Annotated in this window: 14 protein-coding genes and 2 tRNA genes; 10 read left to right on the top strand and 6 right to left on the bottom strand. The window is 68.9% G+C overall.

Annotated elements, in window-relative coordinates:
* Window positions 1-53: 53 nt before the first annotated feature.
* The 4 genes from rpoD to JNX00_RS14835 all read right to left on the bottom strand — a co-directional run bounded on the left by rpoD (window position 54) and on the right by JNX00_RS14835 (window position 7367).
* Window positions 54-2429: an RNA polymerase sigma factor RpoD gene (gene rpoD, locus JNX00_RS14850; protein ID WP_139146934.1), complete on the bottom strand. Its 2376-nt coding sequence runs from the start codon at window positions 2427-2429 to the stop codon at window positions 54-56.
* A 281-nt stretch (window positions 2430-2710) separates the two neighbouring features.
* Window positions 2711-4660: a DNA primase gene (gene dnaG, locus JNX00_RS14845; protein ID WP_070397694.1), complete on the bottom strand. Its 1950-nt coding sequence runs from the start codon at window positions 4658-4660 to the stop codon at window positions 2711-2713.
* 132 nt (window positions 4661-4792) lie between these two features.
* Entirely contained in the window at window positions 4793-6580 is a 1788-nt protein-coding gene (locus JNX00_RS14840; protein ID WP_204742747.1) for a gamma-glutamyltransferase family protein, read from the bottom strand.
* 28 nt (window positions 6581-6608) lie between these two features.
* The gene (locus tag JNX00_RS14835; RefSeq protein ID WP_070397696.1) at window positions 6609-7367 is read right to left on the bottom strand and encodes a 3-hydroxyacyl-CoA dehydrogenase; all 759 of its coding nucleotides are present in this window, start codon (window positions 7365-7367) and stop codon (window positions 6609-6611) included.
* A gap of 129 nt (window positions 7368-7496) precedes the next feature.
* Here JNX00_RS14835 and pgsA point away from each other — a divergent pair, with 129 nt between their 5' ends.
* On the top strand, window positions 7497-8066 hold the full coding sequence (gene pgsA / locus JNX00_RS14830) for a CDP-diacylglycerol--glycerol-3-phosphate 3-phosphatidyltransferase (protein ID WP_070397697.1): 570 nt from the start codon (window positions 7497-7499) through the stop codon (window positions 8064-8066).
* Window positions 8067-8076: 10 nt separating this feature from the next.
* Entirely contained in the window at window positions 8077-8976 is a 900-nt protein-coding gene (locus JNX00_RS14825; RefSeq protein WP_239478151.1) for a DMT family transporter, read from the top strand.
* On the opposite strand, the gene JNX00_RS14820 is transcribed toward JNX00_RS14825, so the two are convergent.
* Window positions 8933-9910 (bottom strand): LysR family transcriptional regulator, encoded by a 978-nt coding sequence (locus tag JNX00_RS14820; protein WP_070397698.1) that lies wholly within the window; start codon window positions 9908-9910, stop codon window positions 8933-8935. The two genes, JNX00_RS14825 and JNX00_RS14820, sit on opposite strands and share 44 nt — an antisense overlap.
* A gap of 94 nt (window positions 9911-10004) precedes the next feature.
* On the opposite strand from JNX00_RS14820, the gene JNX00_RS14815 reads away from it, so the two are divergent.
* The 5 genes from JNX00_RS14815 to JNX00_RS14795 all read left to right on the top strand — a co-directional run bounded on the left by JNX00_RS14815 (window position 10005) and on the right by JNX00_RS14795 (window position 13846).
* The gene (locus JNX00_RS14815) at window positions 10005-11090 is read left to right on the top strand and encodes a tartrate dehydrogenase (RefSeq protein WP_204742746.1); all 1086 of its coding nucleotides are present in this window, start codon (window positions 10005-10007) and stop codon (window positions 11088-11090) included.
* A 272-nt stretch (window positions 11091-11362) separates the two neighbouring features.
* Window positions 11363-11635, top strand: a complete 273-nt coding sequence (locus JNX00_RS14810) for an HU family DNA-binding protein (protein WP_070397700.1) — start codon at window positions 11363-11365, stop codon at window positions 11633-11635.
* A 19-nt stretch (window positions 11636-11654) separates the two neighbouring features.
* Window positions 11655-11730: transfer RNA gene (locus JNX00_RS14805), tRNA-Val, on the top strand.
* Window positions 11731-11809: 79 nt separating this feature from the next.
* Window positions 11810-13732, top strand: a complete 1923-nt coding sequence (locus tag JNX00_RS14800) for a SurA N-terminal domain-containing protein (protein ID WP_204742745.1) — start codon at window positions 11810-11812, stop codon at window positions 13730-13732.
* 38 nt (window positions 13733-13770) lie between these two features.
* Window positions 13771-13846 (top strand) — tRNA-His (locus JNX00_RS14795).
* A gap of 120 nt (window positions 13847-13966) precedes the next feature.
* Here the strand turns inward: JNX00_RS14795 and JNX00_RS14790 are convergent.
* Window positions 13967-14794 carry an IclR family transcriptional regulator C-terminal domain-containing protein gene (locus tag JNX00_RS14790; protein WP_083292876.1) on the bottom strand — a complete coding sequence of 276 codons (828 nt, stop codon included), beginning with the start codon at window positions 14792-14794 and terminating at the stop codon, window positions 13967-13969.
* 109 nt (window positions 14795-14903) lie between these two features.
* On the opposite strand from JNX00_RS14790, the gene JNX00_RS14785 reads away from it, so the two are divergent.
* The 3 genes from JNX00_RS14785 to JNX00_RS14775 are packed head-to-tail and all read left to right on the top strand — an operon-like array spanning window position 14904 to window position 17601.
* Entirely contained in the window at window positions 14904-15896 is a 993-nt protein-coding gene (locus tag JNX00_RS14785; RefSeq protein WP_204742744.1) for a tripartite tricarboxylate transporter substrate binding protein, read from the top strand.
* An 8-nt stretch (window positions 15897-15904) separates the two neighbouring features.
* On the top strand, window positions 15905-17140 hold the full coding sequence (locus JNX00_RS14780) for an aromatic ring-hydroxylating dioxygenase subunit alpha (RefSeq protein WP_204742743.1): 1236 nt from the start codon (window positions 15905-15907) through the stop codon (window positions 17138-17140).
* Window positions 17137-17601, top strand: a complete 465-nt coding sequence (locus tag JNX00_RS14775; protein ID WP_204742742.1) for a nuclear transport factor 2 family protein — start codon at window positions 17137-17139, stop codon at window positions 17599-17601. The genes JNX00_RS14780 and JNX00_RS14775 overlap by 4 nt, the downstream gene beginning before the upstream one ends.
* The last annotated feature ends 15 nt before the right edge of the window (window positions 17602-17616 follow it).

Genomic DNA, 17616 nt, shown 5'->3' with positions numbered 1-17616 from the left:
ACCAAAAAAAAGGGAGCCAGTGGCTCCCTTTTTTTTCTGGTCAACCCGCCCGATCAGAGCGAGTCGATGAAGCTGCGCAGCTTGTCGCTGCGGCTCGGGTGCTTGAGCTTGCGCACCGCCTTGCTCTCGATCTGGCGGATGCGTTCGCGCGTGACGTCGAACTGCTTGCCCACTTCTTCCAGCGTGTGGTCGGTGGACATCTCGATGCCGAAGCGCATGCGCAGCACCTTGGCTTCGCGCGGCGTGAGGCTGTCCAGGATTTCCTTCACCACTTCGCGCAGGCCAGCCTGCATGGCGGCCTCGATGGGGGCGGTGTTGGTGGTGTCCTCGATGAAGTCGCCCAGGTGCGAATCGTCGTCGTCGCCGATCGGCGTTTCCATGGAGATCGGCTCCTTGGCGATCTTCATGATCTTGCGGATCTTGTCCTCGGGCATCTCCATCTTCTCGGCCAGGATGGACGCATCGGGCTCGAAGCCGAACTCCTGCAGGTGCTGGCGGCTGATGCGGTTCATCTTGTTGATGGTCTCGATCATGTGCACCGGGATGCGGATGGTGCGCGCCTGGTCGGCGATCGAGCGCGTGATGGCCTGGCGGATCCACCACGTGGCGTAGGTCGAGAACTTGTAGCCACGGCGGTATTCGAACTTGTCCACCGCCTTCATGAGGCCGATGTTGCCTTCCTGGATCAGGTCCAGGAACTGCAGGCCGCGGTTGGTGTACTTCTTCGCGATGGAGATCACCAGGCGCAGGTTGGCCTCGATCATTTCCTTCTTGGCGTCGCGCGAGGAGGCCTCGCCGTTGTTCATCCGCTTGTGGATGTCCTTGAGGTGCTCGATGGGCACCACCACGCTGCTCTGGATGTCGATCAGGCCCTGCTGCAGCTCCTGCACCGGCGGGATGTTGCGCTCGAGCACCGTGCTCCAGGGCTTGCCCGCGGCGGCCTGCTTCTCCACCCACTTGAGGTTGAGCAGGTTGGGCGGGAAGTCCTTGATGAAGGTCTCCTGTGGCATGCCGCACTTGTCCACGATGATGCGGCGCAGTTCGCGCTCCTTCTTGCGGATCTCGTCGACCTGGCCGCGCACCGTGCTGCACAGCTTCTCGATCGCCTTGGCCGTGAAGCGGATGGTCATCAGCTTCTCGGTGATGGCCTGCTGCGTCTTGGCGTAGTGGGGGCTGCCGTAGCCTTCCTTGTCGTAGATCTTGTGCAGCTTCTCGAACATGCCGCGCATGGCGTCGAAGCGCTCCAGCGCCTCGCGCTTGAGTTCCTCGAGCTTGCGCGTGAGGGCCTTGGAGCCGCCCTTGCCGTCGTCGTCGTCGGCCTCGTCGTAGTCGTCGAAGTCTTCCTCGGCAACGTAGTCGTCGGCCTCGTCGGCGTCGGCGAAACCGTCCACCACGGTGGAGATGACGACCTTGCCTTCGCGGATTTCCTCGGCCATGGCCAGGATCTCGGCGATGGTGGCGGGCGATTCGCTGATCGCTTCCATCATGCTGTGCAGGCCGCCTTCGATGCGCTTGGCGATCTCGATCTCGCCCTCGCGCGTGAGCAGCTCCACCGTGCCCATTTCGCGCATGTACATGCGCACCGGGTCGGTGGTGCGACCGAATTCGCTGTCCACCGTGGACAGGGCGGCTTCGGCTTCCTCTTCCGCCTCTTCTTCGGTGGCGGCGGTGGGGCCGGTGTTGTTGAGCAGCAGGGTCTCGGCGTCGGGCGTCTGTTCGTAGACGGCCACACCCATGTCGTTGAGCAGCGAGACCACCACTTCCAGGGTCTCGGCCTCGACCAGCTTGTCGGGCAGGTGGTCGTTGATCTCGCCGTGCGTGAGGTAGCCGCGCGTCTTGCCCAGCTTGATCAGGGTCTTGAGACGCTCGCGACGGGCGCGCGCCTCCTCCTCGGACAGGACGGTCTCGTCCAGCCCGAATTCCTTCATCAGCGCACGCTCCTTGGCCTTGCTGATCTTCATGCGCAGCGGCTTGGCCTTTTCGACCGGCTGCGCTTCCTCGGTGCTGGCCTCTTCGGGCACGTCGTCGCCGACCAGGTCCTCGTCGATGTCACCGAGGTCGGCGTCGTCGAGATCGTCCTCGCCCTTGCCCTTGGCGTCGGCCTTGGGCTTGCGGCCGCGCTTGGCGGCGGGCTTGTCGGCCGCGGCCTTGGCGGGACGGCCAGGTTTCTTCTTGGCGGGGGCTTCGCCTTCCAGCAACTCCTCGGCCAGGGCCTCGGGCTTGGATTTTTTCGCGGTGCTGCTGGCGGTCGTCTTGGCGGCAGCCTTCTTGGCCGGCGCGGCCTTGGCGGCGGCTTTGGTGGGGGTGGTCTTGGTCGTCACTGCGGGGGCTTTCTTGGGAGCGGCCACCGGTTGGGCTTTGGCCGGAGCGGCCTTCTTGGCGGCGGTCTTGGTGGCGGCAGCGGACGGACTGGCTTTCTTCGCGGGCATGGGAACCTCAAAAAAACGTCGATGGAACCGGCAGAACACCCAACAGCCGCCAGAAAACCCTACTTGGGGTCAACCGGTGGTTTTGGAAGAGCACGGCACCCGCCACGGGCCGGTGCGGGCGGGCCTGCAAGCTGTGGGGCGATCATTTGGTGTGCAGTCCTTGCGGGGTTCCGCGCGCCCGGGGAGGGCGGGGTGGCCAGGCGGTGTTGCCATGTAGCCCTTGCAGGAGGGCCGGGCCGGTGCCGGAGGTGCTGCTGTCGCGCTTGCGGTGCAACCGAGGATTATACCGGCGCGGCCCCGATCTGGTGCTCCAGCGCCTTGCGCTGGGCCTGAATGTCGGCATAACGCCGCAGTTCGGCCGGGTCGCTGCCGGCGCGGGCGATGGCCTCGACCTCCAGGGCCTTCAGGTGCTCGATGCGCAGGCGCAGCATGACGCCGCCCAGTTCCTCGGCGTCTTCCTCGGCGCCGGGGGTCAGGGCGCAGCGCTCCACCTGCTGGCAAGCCAGCGCTTCGTGTTCGTGGCCGCGCAGGGCCTCGCGCAGGGCGGCCCAGGGTTGGTGGCCGTGCTCGTGCAGTTGCGCCTCCAGCCAGGCGAACAGGGGGCCGTGCGGTGCGGGCAACTCGGCCAGCAGGTGGTGGTCGTCGGCGGAGAGCTGGTCCCAGGACGGGGTATGCGACAGCAGCAGGCCCAGGGCCCGGTCTTCGCGGCTCATGAGGCCGCGGCGCGACGCCGACGAGCGGCCGTGCCAGGCGTGCTGGGTGGCGGCCTGCCCCTGGCGGCGGCGCGGGGCACCGGACCCGTACCCGCCACCGTGTTCGTACCCATGATCGTGTTCCGGGCCCCCGTCGGGGTCGCGCGGTTCCTGGCGGGCGCGGGCCGGGCGCGGCGCGGCGCCGCCCGGCTGGCCGCGGCCGCCCGCCGGTGCCCACAGGCGCAGCAGGTCCTGGGCGTCCAGGGCGGCGGTGTGGGCGATGTCGGCCAGCAGCTGGCTCTTGAGCGCGCCGTCGGGCAAGGCGCTCCACAGCGGGCGGGCCTGGCTGGCCATGCGCGCGCGGCCTTCGGCGGTGTCGAGCTCGCAGTCGGCGCCGGCGGCCTCCAGCAGGAAGCGCGACAGCGGCATGGCTTCCTTCACGCGCGCGGCGAAGGCCTCGGTGCCGTGCTCGCGGATGAAGCTGTCGGGGTCGTGCTCGGCGGGCAGGAAGAGGAACTTCACGCTGCGCGTGTCGCTGGCCCAGGGCAGGGCGGCGTCCAGCGCCTTGCGCGCGGCGCGCCGGCCGGCGGCGTCGCCGTCGAAGCTGAACACCACGGCGTCGGTGAAACGGAACAGCTTCTGCACGTGGTCGGCCGTGCAGGCCGTGCCCAGCGTGGCCACGGCGTTGCCAAAACCGAGCTGGGCGAGCGCCACCACGTCCATATAGCCCTCGGTGACCAGGGCGTAGCCGTGTTGGCGGATGGCGGTGCGGGCTTCGAACAGTCCATACAGCTCGCGGCCCTTGCTGAAGACCGGCGTCTCGGGCGAGTTGAGGTACTTGGGCTCGCCCTTGTCGAGCACGCGCCCGCCAAAGCCGATGCACTCGCCCTTGACGTTGCGGATGGGGAACATCACGCGGTCGCGGAAGCGGTCGTAGCGCTTGGCCTGGCCGTCCTGGCCTTTTTCGTCGGCGTGTTCGATCACCAGGCCCGACTCGGTGAGCAGCGGCGACTGGTAGTCCGGGAACACGCCGGCCAGGTGGCGCCAGCCCTCGGGCGCGTAGCCCAGACCGAACACCTTGGCGATCTGGCCCGACAGGCCTCGGCCCTTGAGGTAGCCGATGGCGCGCGGCGAGGCCTTCAGCTGCTTCTGGTAGTCGCGGGCGGTCTTCTCCAGCACGTCGGTCAGCGTGGCCTGTTGCTGGCGTTGCTGCGCGGCGCGTTCGCGGTCCTGCGGCGAGGCGGCGTCGTCGGGCACCTGCAGGCCGACCTGGGCGGCCAGGTCCTTCACGGCTTCCACGAAGCCCATGCCCGTGTGCTCCATGAGGAAGCCGATGGCGTTGCCGTTCGCCCCGCAGCCGAAGCAGTGATAGAACTGCTTGGACGGGCTGACGCTGAACGAGGGCGACTTCTCGCCGTGGAAGGGGCACAGCCCCATGAAGTTGGCGCCGCCCTTCTTGAGCTGCACGTAGCGGCCCACCACGTCGACCACGTCGACGCGGGTGAGCAGTTCCTGGATGAAGCTCTGGGGGATGGCCATGGGGAAGGGGGAGAGTATGAAGCACCCCCGCCGCGCCGCGCGCGCCCCCCCGACGGGACCCTGCCAAGGGACCGGCACAGCCGGACCCGTGGCCTGTCTGGACGGGATCTCCCGCGCCGACGGGGGTGTCGGTCAATCGCCTGCGACGATGCCCTCGCGCCGCGGATCGGCACCGCCCAGCCAGCGCCCGCCGCGCCGCAGCAGGGCCTGCGCGCCGCTGGTCATCTCCACCGTTTGCACCGTGTGGCCGAGGGCGCGCAGCGCCTGCACGGTGGCGTCGGGGAAGCGGTTTTGCTCCAGCATCAGCGGACCGCCCAGGGTGCCGAAGTTGGGCAGGTCCAGCGCGGCCTGCGGGTGCAGGCCCCAGTGCAAGCTGCCGTGCAGTGCCTTGGCGGTGTAGTGGATGATGAGCGCGCCGCCCGGGCTGCCCGCGCTCATGAGGGGTTCGCCGCTCTGGGCGTCGAACACCAGCGTGGGCGCCATGGACGAGCGCGGCCGCTTGCCCGGCTGCACGCGGTTGGCGATGGGGCGGCCCTGGCTGTCGGCGGGGGCGAAGCTGAAGTCGGTGAGTTCGTTGTTGAGCAGGAAGCCGCCGGGGCGAGAGGGATCGGTGCTGACCATCAGGCGCGAGCCGAAGGCCGATTCGATGGTGGTGGTCATGGCCAGCGCGTTGCCGCGGCCGTCGACGATGCTGACGTGGCTGGTGCCGGCCTCGGGTTGCGAGGGCATGGGCGCGAAGGCCAGCGGCGCGCCGGCTGGCCGGCCCGGCCTGGCCTCGGGCATGCGCTGCGGGCCGATGAGTTGGGCGCGCGCGTTGAGGTATTCGGGGGCCAGCAGGCTGTTCCAGTCCCCGCCGGGCGCGGGCACGAAGTCGGGGTCGCCCACGTACTGGGCGCGGTCCGCGAAGGCCAGGCGCGAGGCCTCGGTGTAGGCGTGCAGCCAGTCGGCGCCGGGGCGGCCGTCGCGCAGCCCGGCCAGGGCCTGCGGCGTGCGCGAGAGCAGGCCCAGGATCTGCCCGACCGCGATGCCGCCCGAGCTGGGCGGCGGAAAGCCGCACAGGCGCACCCAGCGCCCGCCGGTGCGCAGCGGGTGGCACAAGGCCTCACGCTCGCGCGGCTGGTAGCGGCGCAGGTCGTCCTGCGTGAGCGCGCCGGGCAGGCTGGGGTGCTGGCGAACCTTGTCGACGATGGCGCGCGCGATCGGGCCGTCGACCAGGGCCCGTGGCCCGATGGCCGCGATGTCGCGCAGCACCGCCGCGAGCTCGGGGTTGCGCAGCGCGTGGCCGACGGGATGCGGCGTGCCATCGGCGCGGTAGAAGTAGGCGCGGGCCACGGGGTCGGCCGGCAGTGCCTGCTCGGCGGCCAGCAGCGTGTGCAGCCGCGGGCTCACGGGAAAGCCGCGCTCGGCCAGGTCGATGGCGGGCTGAAACAGCCGCGCCCACGGCAGGCGCCCGTGCTGCCGGTGCGCCAGGGCCAGCATGGCCACGGTGCCCGGCACGCCCACCGAACGGCCGCTGGCCACTGCTTGCGCGAAGGGCATCGGCTGGCCCTGTGCGTCGAGGAAGAGGCGCTCGTCGACGGCGGCCGGCGCGGTCTCGCGGCCATCGAAGGCCTGCACGCGCCGGCCGTCCCAATGCAGCAGGAACGCGCCGCCGCCAATGCCGCTGGACTGCGGCTCCACGAGCGTCAGCACCATCTGCACCGCAATCGCGGCGTCCACCGCGCTGCCTCCTTCGCGCAGGACGCGCGCGCCCGCTTCGGTGGCCAGCGGGTTGGCGGCGGCGACGGCCAAGCGCCCGAAAGACCAGCCCGGCTTCGCGGTGTAGCCGGAGGCGGCTTCGGGCTGAGGGGGCGTGGCGGGCGGCTGCGCGCAGGCCGCCAGCAGCAAGGTCAGGAGGAGGGGCGAGAGCCAGCGCTTCATGGCGCGACTCTACGCCCGAAGCACCGGCTTACCGAGGCGCCAGGCGGATCGCGCCGTCCAGGCGGATCACCTCGCCGTTGAGCATGTCGTTCTCGATGATGTGCTTGGCCAGTTTGGCGTAGTCCTGCGGCGTGCCCAGGCGGCTGGGGAAGGGCACGCTGGCGGCCAGCGCGTCCTGCACCTCTTGAGGCATGCCGAACAGCATGGGCGTGCCGAAGATGCCGGGGGCGATCGTCATGTTGCGGATGCCGTTGCGCGCCAGGTCGCGCGCGATCGGCAGCGTCATGCCGACCACGCCACCCTTGGAGGCACTGTAGGCCGCCTGGCCGATCTGGCCGTCGTAGGCCGCCACGCTGGCGGTGCTGATGAGCACGCCGCGCTCACCGGTCGACTCGGGCTCGTTCTTGCACATCGCGTCGGCGGCCAGGCGGATCATGTTGAAGCTGCCCACCAGATTGACCATGATGGTTTTGGTGTACACGGCCAGCGCGTGCGGGCCGTTCTTGCCCACGGTCTTCTCGGCCGGGGCGATGCCCGCGCAGTTGACCAGGCCCATCAGCTTGCCCAGCGACACCGCCTTCGCGACCACGGCCTGGCCATCGGCCTCGCTGCTCACGTCGCACTTGACGAACACGCCGCCGATGTCCTTGGCCACGGCCTCGCCCTTGTCGGCCTGCATGTCGGCGATGACGACCTTGCCGCCGTTGGCCGCCAGCATGCGCGCCGTGCCTTCGCCGAGGCCCGAGGCGCCGCCGGTGACGATGAATACCTTGCCTGCAATCTCCATGCTTGTGCTCCTGAGGGGATGGGTGCGCCGGGGTGGCTTTGACGTTGACGTAAACGTCAATTATGCAGTGGCGCACGATGGCCGCAGCCATCGATCTGGCCCGTGCGGGCCAGCCCGCATAATCCGGCCATGTTCTTCAACCTCCCCACCCTGCTGACCTGGGCCCGCATCGTGGCCATTCCGCTGATCGTGGGGGTGTTCTATGTGGGGCATCTCAGCCCGGCCGAGCAGAACCTGGTGGCCACCGCCATGTTCATCGTCTTCGCGCTCACCGACTGGGCCGACGGCTACCTGGCGCGCAAGCTCAACCAAACCTCGGCCTTCGGCGCCTTCCTCGACCCGGTGGCCGACAAGTTCCTGGTCTGCGCCAGCCTGCTGGTGCTGGTGCACATGGGCCGGGCCGACGTGTTCGCGGCGCTCATCATCATCGGCCGCGAGATCGCGATCTCCTCGCTGCGCGAGTGGATGGCCATCATCGGCGCCACCAAGAGCGTGGCGGTGCACATGATCGGCAAGGTCAAGACCATGGTGCAGATGATCGCGATCCCTTTCCTGCTGTTCGACGGCCGCCTGTTCGGCCTGATCGACACCCGCCTGTGGGGCACCTGGCTGCTGTGGATGTCGGCCGTCCTCACGGTGTGGTCCATGGTCTATTACCTGCAGAAGGCGCTGCCCGAGATCCGCGCGCGTTCCCGTTGAAAGCGAGCCCGTGAGTTCTCCCGCGTCCGACAACGCCTGGCTGCGCGCCATGCCCTGGATTTTCGTGCTGATCTGGAGCACGGGTTTCATCGTCGCGCGCTACGGCATGCCGCACGCGCCGCCGCTGTCCTTCCTGGCGATGCGCTACGCGCTGTCCATCCTGTGCTTCCTGCCGTGGATCGTCTGGGCCGGCGTGAAGTGGCCGGCCAACCGCACGCAATGGCTGCACCTGTCGGTGGTCGGTGTGCTCATGCACGCGGGCTACCTGGGCGGCGTGTGGGCCGCGGTGAAGGCCGGCATGGGCTCGGGCCTGTCCTCGCTCATCGTCGGCCTGCAGCCGGTGCTCACCGCCATCTGGCTCAGCGCCGTGGGCGGCGCGCAGGGGCGGGTGTCGCGCCGGCAGTGGCTGGGCCTGCTGCTGGGGTTTGCGGGGCTGGTGCTGGTGGTATCGCGCAAGCTGGTCGAAGGCTCGCCGGGCGACCACGCCAATGCGGAGAACCTGTCGTACGCGGTGTTCGCGCTGTTCGCCATCACGGCCGGCACCCTGTACCAGAAGCGCTTCGTACAGGCCTGCGACGTGCGCACCGCCAACACGGTGCAACTGATCGCGGCCTTCATCGTCACGCTGCCCCTGGCCCTGCTGGAGCCCGAGCCCATGCACTACACGGGCGAGTTCATCGGCGCCATGGCGTGGTCGGTGCTGGGGCTCACGCTGGGCGGCAGCTCGCTGCTCTATCTGCTGATCCAGCGCGGGGCCGCGGCCAGTGTGGCCAGCCTGATGTACCTGGTGCCGCCGACCACGGCCGTCATCGCCTGGCTGCTGTTTCGCGAGCCGATCACGCCGCTCACGGTGGCGGGCATCGCGGTCACGGCCTTCGGCGTGAGCCTGGTCGTGCGCTCGCCGCGCTGAGCGCCGGTGCGGGCCGCCAGGGCTCGTCACGGAAGGCCTCGGCCAGCGCGGTCACGAGCAGCCGGATGCGCTTGGGCGACTGCGCCTGCCAGGGCGCCAACCAGTGGATGTCGGCGTCGCGGTGACTCCAGGCCGGCAGCACGTGCACCAGTTCGCCGCTGGCGATCCGCGGCGCGATGTCCCACAGGCTGCGCAGCATGATGCCCTGGCCCGCGAGGCACCAGTCGCGCACCAGCTCGCCCGAGTTGCTCGACAGCGGCCCGGCGATGGCCACGCGGCGCAGGGCGGCGTCGCCCTCGTGCTGCAGCGCCCAGTGGTCTTGGCGCCTCGGGTCGGCGTCGGTGTGCTCGCGCACCACCAGGCAGTGGTGCATGGCCAGGTCGTCCAGCGTGCGCGGCGCGCCGTGCACGGCGAGGTAGGCGGGCGCGGCCACCAGCACGCGCCGGTTGGGCGCCAGCCGGCGCGACACCCACTCGCCCGCGCGCTGGTCGGGCGCGCTCCACAGCCACACGGCCCCGTCCAGCCCTTCGGCGGCCAGATCGGGCAGGCGCTCGGTGAGCTGCAGCTGGATGGACACCGCCGGGTGCTTCGCCTGGAAGGCCGCCAGCGCCGGCCCCAACCAGCGCCGCCCGAAGCCGAAGGTGGCCGCCAGGCGGATCGGCCCGGCGGGCTCGGCCTGGCGCTCGCGCAGCTCGGCCTGCGCCGCCTCGAAGCCGCGCAGCAGCTCGGCCGCCCGCAGCGACAGGGTCTCGCCTTCGGCCGTGGGGCTGACGCGGCGCGTGGTGCGCTGGAACAGGCGCACACCGAGCGAGGCCTCGAGCGCCGCCAGCCGCCGCGTGATGGCCGACGGCGTGAGCCCCAGGGCCTGGGCGGCCTGCGCCAGGCTGCCGTGCTGGCGAACGGCTTGCACCATCTCCAGATCGGCGCGGTCCATGAATTGCTCCTGCCTCAATAATCAATGCACGGATTATTGCGAATGGATTCGCTACAGTGGCGCACCGATTCGACGGCACCACCAGGAGACCCCCATGAGCAAGCACCGCATCGCGGTCATCGCCGGCGACGGCATCGGCACCGAAGTCATGCCCGAGGGCCTGCGCGTGCTCGAGGCCGCGGCCACGCGCTTCGGCATCGACCTGCAGTTCGACCACTTCGACTTCAGCAGCTGCGACTACTTCGAGAAGCACGGCCAGATGCTGCCCGACAACTGGAAGGACCTCATCGGGGGGCACGAGGCCATCTACTTCGGTGCCGTGGGCTGGCCCGCCAAGGTGCCCGACCACGTGTCGCTGTGGGGCTCGCTGCTGCTGTTCCGCCGCGAGTTCGACCAATACATCAACCTGCGGCCCGCGCGCCTGATGCCCGGCGTGGTCGCGCCGGTGGTGCGGCGCGACGGCAGTCCGCGCCAGCCGGGCGAGATCGACATGGTCATCGTGCGCGAGAACACCGAGGGCGAGTACAGCAGCATCGGCGGGCGCATGTACGCCGGCACGCCGCGCGAGATCGTGATGCAGGAAACCGTGATGTCGCGCCACGGCGTCGACCGCGTGCTGCGCTACGCCTTCGAGGTGGCGCGTTCGCGGCCCAAGAAGCACCTGACCAGCGCCACCAAGAGCAATGGCATCGCCATCACCATGCCGTACTGGGACGAGCGCGTGGCTGAGATGGCGAAAGAGTATCCAGATGTGACGGTGGACAAGTTCCACATCGACATCCTCACCGCGCATTTCGTGCAGCGGCCCGACTTCTTCGACGTGGTCGTCGGCAGCAACCTGTTCGGAGACATCCTGTCGGATCTGGGGCCCGCCTGTACCGGCACCATTGGCATCGCGCCCAGCGCCAACCTCAACCCCGACCGCACCCAGCCGTCGCTGTTCGAGCCGGTGCACGGCTCGGCGCCGGACATCGCGGGCTTGGGGGTGGCCAACCCCATCGGACAGATCTGGTGCGGCGCGATGATGCTGGACTTCCTGGGCCACCGCGAGGCGCACGACGCCGTGCTGCGCGCCATCGAAGCCACGCTGGAGCCCAAGAGTGGTGCGCCGCGCACGGCCGATCTGGGCGGGCGCGCGGGCACGGCCGACGTGGGCCGCGCGATCGCCGCGCTCCTCTGACCGCTGATCTCGCCGACGCGCCGATGCCCCAGGCAAGGGAGGCCTGTGTGGGGCATCTGCGTCTAGAATCGCCGCTCGTGTGGCCCATGGGCCTCGGCGCCCGATGTCTTGTTGACACGCGCCGCGGCACATGGGTCTAATCGTTCGGCGCATGGATTCCGGCACTTCCGCCAGGGCCTGCGCTCCCGGGCAGACACCGGCCGGCCCCCGCGGCGGCCGTCGCACCCGGCCCAATACACGCTTCACCCAATCCATTTCAAGAGGGGCTCTTCGTGAACAAAACCGAACTCGTCGAACACATCGCCAAGCACGCCGACATCTCCAAGGCCGCTGCGACGCGTGCTCTCGACTCCACCATCGCCGCCATCCGCACCACGCTCAAGAAGGGCGGCACCGTTTCCCTGGTGGGCTTCGGCTCGTTCGGCGTGAGCAAACGTCCCGCCCGCAAGGGCCGCAACCCGCGCACCGGCGCCGAGATTAAAATCAAGGCCGCCAAGGTGCCGAAGTTCCGCCCCGGCAAGGCACTGAAGGATGCGGTCAACTGACCTGGCCATTCAAGTACATGGGTGCTTAGCTCAGTCGGTAGAGCGGCTCTCTTACACGGAGTAGGTCGGCGGTTCGACCCCGTCAGCACCCACCAAAAAAAGGCGAACCCGGGTTCGCCTTTTTTGTTGTCCATCAGAATCCGGCACTCGACCCGCCACCTCAAGGACGTTCGCATGTTCGATTCCATTCGCGATCACAAGAAGTACCTCATGGGCTTCCTGCTGATCCTGATCATTCCTTCCTTCGTGCTCTTCGGGGTCGAGGGCTACACCCGCTTCAGCGAAGGTGGCGAAACGGTGGCCACGGTCGATGGCAAGAGCATCAAGCGCAACGAGTGGGAGCAGGCGCACCGCCAGGAGTCGCAGCGCTTGCGCGAGATGATGCCGACGATCGACCCCGCCATGCTCGACTCCGACGAGGCGCGCTACGGCACGCTGGAGCGCATGGTGCGCGAGCGCGTGCTGGCCGCCGCCGCGCAGAAGCTGAACCTCTACACCAGCGACCAGCGCCTCGCGCGCGAGTTGCAGTCCAACCCCACCATCGCCGCCATGCGCCGCCCCGACGGCAGCCTCGACGTCGAGGCCTACCGGCAGCTGCTTTCTCGCCAAGGCATGACGCCCGAGATGTTCGAGGCCTCCGTGCGCGCCGACCTGTCGCAGCGCCAGGTGCTGCAGAGCGTGCAGGACAGCGGTTTCGCCGGCAGCGCGATGGCGCGGATGTCGCTCGATGCCTTCTTCCAGAAACGCCAGGTGCGCGTCAAGACCTTCGCGGCCAAAGACTTTGCCTCGCGCGTGGCGCCGAGCGACGCCGACATCGAGGCCTTCTACAACCAGAACCAGGCGCTGTTCCAGGCCACCGAGCAGGCCGACATCGAGTACCTCGTGCTCGACGCCGCGGCGCTGGAGCAATCGGTCAAACTCAACGAGGCCGACCTGCGCGCCTACTACGAGCAGAACGCCGCGCAACTCAGCGGAGCCGAGGAGCGCCGCGCCAGCCACATCCTGCTGAGCGTGCCCCAGGGCGCCACGCCCGAGCAGAAGGCGGAGATTCGCAAAAAGGCCGAGGAACTGCTCGCCAAGGTCAAGGCCGATCCCTCCAAGTTCGCCGAACTGGCCAAGGCCAACTCGCAGGACCCGGGCTCGGCCGCCAACGGCGGCGACCTCGACTTCTTTGGCCGCGGCGCGATGGTGCCGCCGTTCGAGCAGGCCGTGTTCTCGCTCAAGAAGGGTGAGATCTCGAACCTGGTCGAGAGCGATTTCGGCCTGCACATCATCCAGCTCACGGACATCAAGGCGCCGCCCAAGCGCTCGTTCGAGGAACTGCGCCCGCAGATCGAGGCCGCGCTGCGCAAGCAGCAGGCCCAGCAGCGCTACGCCGAGTCGGCCGACACCTTCACCAACCTCGTCTACGAACAGTCCGATTCGCTCAAACCCGCCGCGGAGCGCCTGAACCTCACGATCCAGACCGCCAAGGGCCTGCACCGCGTGCCCGCCCCTGGCGCGCAGGGCGTGTTGAGCAACCGCCGCCTGCTCGAGGCCCTGTTCGCGCCCGAGTCCACGGCCAGCAAGCGCAATACCGAGGCCATCGACACCGGCAGCAACCAGCTGGTGTCGGCGCGCATCGTGGAATACCACCCCGCGCGCACCCTGAGCCTGGCCGAGGTGCGCGACGATGTGCGCGCCCGACTGGTCGCGCAGCGCGCCACCGAGCTGGCCAAGCAGGAAGGCGAGAAGCAGCTGGCGGCCTGGAAGGGCGGGGCCGATGCGGCCGCGCTGGGTGCCTCGGTCACGGTGTCGCGCGACGCTCCGCTCGACCTGGATCCGCGCGTGCTCGACGCTGCCCTCAGCGCCGATCCCAAGGCCCTGCCGGCCTGGGCGGGCGTGAACCTGGGCGAGCAGGGCTATGCGGTGGTGCAGGTCAGCCAGGTGCTGCCGCGCGGCGAGGTGAGCGCCCAGCGCCTGGGACAGGAGGTGCAGCAGGTGTCGCAGTGGTGGTCGGGCGCCGAAGGCCTGGCCTACTACGAAACGCTCAAGGCCCGCTACAAGGCCAGCATCAAGGTGCCCAAGCCCGGCGCGGCCACCTTGGCCGCGCGCTGAGGGCGCTTTCCAGCTGAGGCTATAATGCGCGGCTTGCGGTGGCTGTAGCTCAGTTGGTAGAGTCCAGGATTGTGATTCCTGTTGTCGTGGGTTCGAGTCCCATCAGCCACCCCAGATTCTGAAACGCACAAAGCCCCTGAGCCGCCAGGCTCCAGGGGCTTTCTGTTTCCGGCGCCTCGATTGCCGAGCGGGCCACCGCCATGCCGCCACCCCTGAGGCGCGCGGGGCGCCGCTTCACAGCAGCGCCGGAAACTTCTGCTTCGCTCGCTCCAGCTCAGGCAACAGCTTGTCCATGATGGCCGGGATGTCCATTCGGCTGGTTGCCACCGACAGGCTCATTGCCGCGATGGTGCGGCCATGGCGGTCGAGTATGGGCACCGCGATCGAGCGCAGGCCGATCTCCAGTTCCTGGTCGCACAGCGCGTAGCCCTGGCGCTGCGCCAGCTCTACTTGCTGCATCACCTTCGGCAGGCTGGTGATGGTTTTGACCGTGAGCGCCGGGCGCCCCATGCGGCTGAGCATGAAGCGCACCGCGTCGCGCGGCTGCCCGGCCAGCAGCACGCGCCCGGTGGCACTGGCGTAGGCCGGCAGGCGCGCGCCCACGCCCAGCCCCACCGATAGGCTGCGCCGGTGCGTGGCGCGGGCCACGAACACGGAGTCTTGCGAATCCAGTACCGCGATCGAAGCCGATTCCTTCGTGCGCTCGGCGGTGGTTTCCAGGATGGGCTGGGCCAATCGCGTGAGCGCATCCGACACCACGAAGGCAGAGCCCAGGCGCAAGGCGCGCGCGGCGAGCTGGAACTGACGGCCGTCCTGCGTGGCGTAGCCCAGGTGGCACAGGGTGTGCAACGAACGGCGCACCGACGCCTTGGTGTGCCCCGTGACGTCGGCCAACTCGGTGAGCGTGGCCCCGCTGCGCAATTGGCCGAAGGCTTCGATGATGGCCAGCCCCTTTTCCAGCGCCATGACGTAGTCGCGCTCGCCGCGCTCGGCGCGTTCGTCCGCGCCATGGCTTGCGTCGTCGGCATGGGTGCCAGGAGAGGCTTTGGTTGAAGTTCGCATGGCGCACATTTTGTTCGAATTCGTTGATGTGCATCAAGTGCGCGCCTAGACTGCGCCGCCGTGTCGGTGTTTGGCCGCCACGTTCTGCCCACCCCAGTAGAGGAATGACATGAGCTCCCCACGAATCACGCGACGCGCGCTGGCCGCGGCGTCGGTCGCCGCCGGCCTCAGCGCCGTGCTGCCCTTTAACGCGCAGGCCCAAACGGCCGTGGCACCCAAGGTGCTGCGCCTGGTGGTGCCGTTTCCGGCCGGCGGCACGGCCGACGTGCTGCCGCGCGTGCTGGCCGAGAAGATGCGCGACGCCTATCCCGCCGGCATCGTGGTGGAGAACCGCACCGGCGCGGGCGGCAACATCGGTGGCGAGTTCGTCGCCCGGGCCGAGCCCGATGGCAGCACCCTGCTCGTATCGCCGCCGGGCCCGATCGCGATCAACCACCACCTCTACAAGTCCATGCCGTTCGACCCCACCAAGTGGGTGCCCGTGACCGTCGTGGCCACGGTGCCCAACGTGCTGGGCGTGTCGAACCGCCTGCCGGTGGCCAACCTGGCCGAGTTCATCGCCTACCTCAAGGCCAACCCCGACAAGGTGACCTATGCCTCGCAGGGCAATGGTTCCACCTCGCACCTGACCGCCAACCTGTTCATGCAGCTCACGGGCACGCGCATGGTTCACATCCCCTACCGCGGCACCGCGCCCGCGCTCACGGACCTGGTCGGTGGCCAGGTCGACGTCTTCTTCGACAACATCGCGTCGTCGGCCCAGTACCACCAGGGCAAGCGCATCAAGGTGCTGGCCGTGGCCGACAGTCGCCGTTCCAAGGCCTTGCCCGACGTGCCGAGCTTCGCCGAGCTCAAGTTGCCCGACATGCAGGCCGTGACCTTCTTTGGCGTGGTGGCGCCCGCCGGTACGCCCAACGCCGTGGCCCAGCAGATCCAGAAGCATTTCGCCGAGGCCATGGCCTTGCCCGACGTGCGCGAAAAGTTCGCCGCCCAGGGCGCCGAACCCGGTGGACAAACGCCCCAGCAGACGGCCGCCTTCATCAAGGCGGAGTCGGACAAGTGGGCGCGCGTGATCAAGACCGCCAACGTGACCCTCGAGTGATGCCGGCCATGCCAGACGTGCAAACCATCCGGTGGACCGATCGGCTCAGCCGCGTGCCCTACGCGGTCTATGCGGACGAGGGGACCCACGAGCAAGAGCAGGCGCGCGTGTTCAGAGGCGCCACCTGGAACTACCTGTGCCTGGACGCTGAGCTGCCCGAGGCCGGCAGCTACCGCACCACGCACGTGGGCGAGACGCCCGTGGTGGTGGTGCGCGACGCCGACGGCGAGATCTACGCCTTCGAGAACCGCTGCGCGCACCGCGGCGCGTTGATCGCGCTGGAGAAGTCGGGCAAGGCCGAGAGCTTTCAATGCGTGTACCACGCCTGGAGCTACAACCGCCAGGGCGACCTCACCGGCGTGGCCTTCGAGAAGGGCGTCAAAGGGCAGGGCGGCATGCCGCCGGATTTCTGCAAGGAAGACCACGGCCCGCGCAAGCTGCGCGTGGCCGTGTTCTGCGGCCTGGTGTTCGGCAGCTTCAGCGAGGAGGTGCCGCCGATCGAGGAGTACCTGGGCGAGGACATCTGCGCGCGCATCGAGCGCGTTCTGCACAAGCCGGTGAAGGTGATCGGCCGGTTCACGCAGGCCTTGCCCAACGACTGGAAGCTCTACGTGGAGAACGTGCGCGACAGCTACCACGCGAGCCTGTTGCACCTGTTCTTCACCACCTTCGAGATCAACCGCCTCTCGCAAAAAGGTGGGGTGATCGTGGACGAATCGGGTGGCAACCACGTGAGCTATTCGATGATCGATCCCTCGGCCAAGGACGCGTCGTACAAGGAGCAGGGCCTGCGTTCCGACCACGACCGCTACCGGTTGAAGGACCCGAGTCTGCTCGAGGGCTTCGAGGAATGGCCCGATGGCGTCACGCTGCAGATCCTGTCGGTGTTCCCCGGTTTCGTGCTGCAGCAGATACAGAACTGCCTGGCCGTGCGCCAGGTGGTGACCAAAGGCAAGGACCGCGCCGAATTGCACTGGGTCTATCTGGGCTTCGAGGACGACACGCCCGAGCGGCTGCGCGTGCGGCTCAAGCAGTGCAACCTGGTGGGCCCGGCGGGCTTCATCTCCATGGAAGACGGCGCCGTGGGCGGCTTCGTGCAGCGCGGCATCGCGGGGGCGCGAGACCAGCAGGCCGTGGTGGCCATGGGCGGCGAGGTGGTGGCCTCGGGCGAAGGCCGGGCCACGGAGACCTCGGTGCGCGGCTTCTGGAAAGCCTACCGCCAGCACATGGGGGTGGCGGCATGATCGACCTGCTGAGCCTGATGGCCTTTCACGCGGCCTACGCCGACACCATCGACAGCGACCGCCTGGAGCAGTGGCCCGACTTCTTCGCGCCCGATGCGCTCTACCGCATCACCCATGTGGAGAACGAACAGCAGGGCCTGCCGGCTGGCATCGTCTGGGCCGACTCGCGCGCCATGCTCGAAGACCGGGTGGCCGCGCTGCGCGAGGCCAACATCTACGAGCGCCAGCGCTACCGCCACCTGTTGGGCGTGTCGGTGCTGGAGTCGGCCGACGCGCAATCGGCGCGCGCCCGAACGCCTTTCATGGTGGCGCGCATCATGGCGCACGGTGAAACGCAGCTCTTCGCAACCGGCGTCTACCGCGACCGCTTCGTTCGGGTGGACGGGAGGCTGCTGCTGGCCGAGCGCGTGGCGGTGTGCGACAGCACCGTCACCGACACGCTCATGGCCTTGCCGCTGTGAGCGGCGCGGCGTTCG

Source organism: Hydrogenophaga sp. YM1 (genome assembly GCF_016903055.1).
In the GTDB taxonomy this organism is placed as follows: Bacteria; Pseudomonadota; Gammaproteobacteria; order Burkholderiales; family Burkholderiaceae_C; genus Hydrogenophaga; species Hydrogenophaga borbori.
This window is presented reverse-complemented; position numbering and strand designations above follow the sequence as displayed.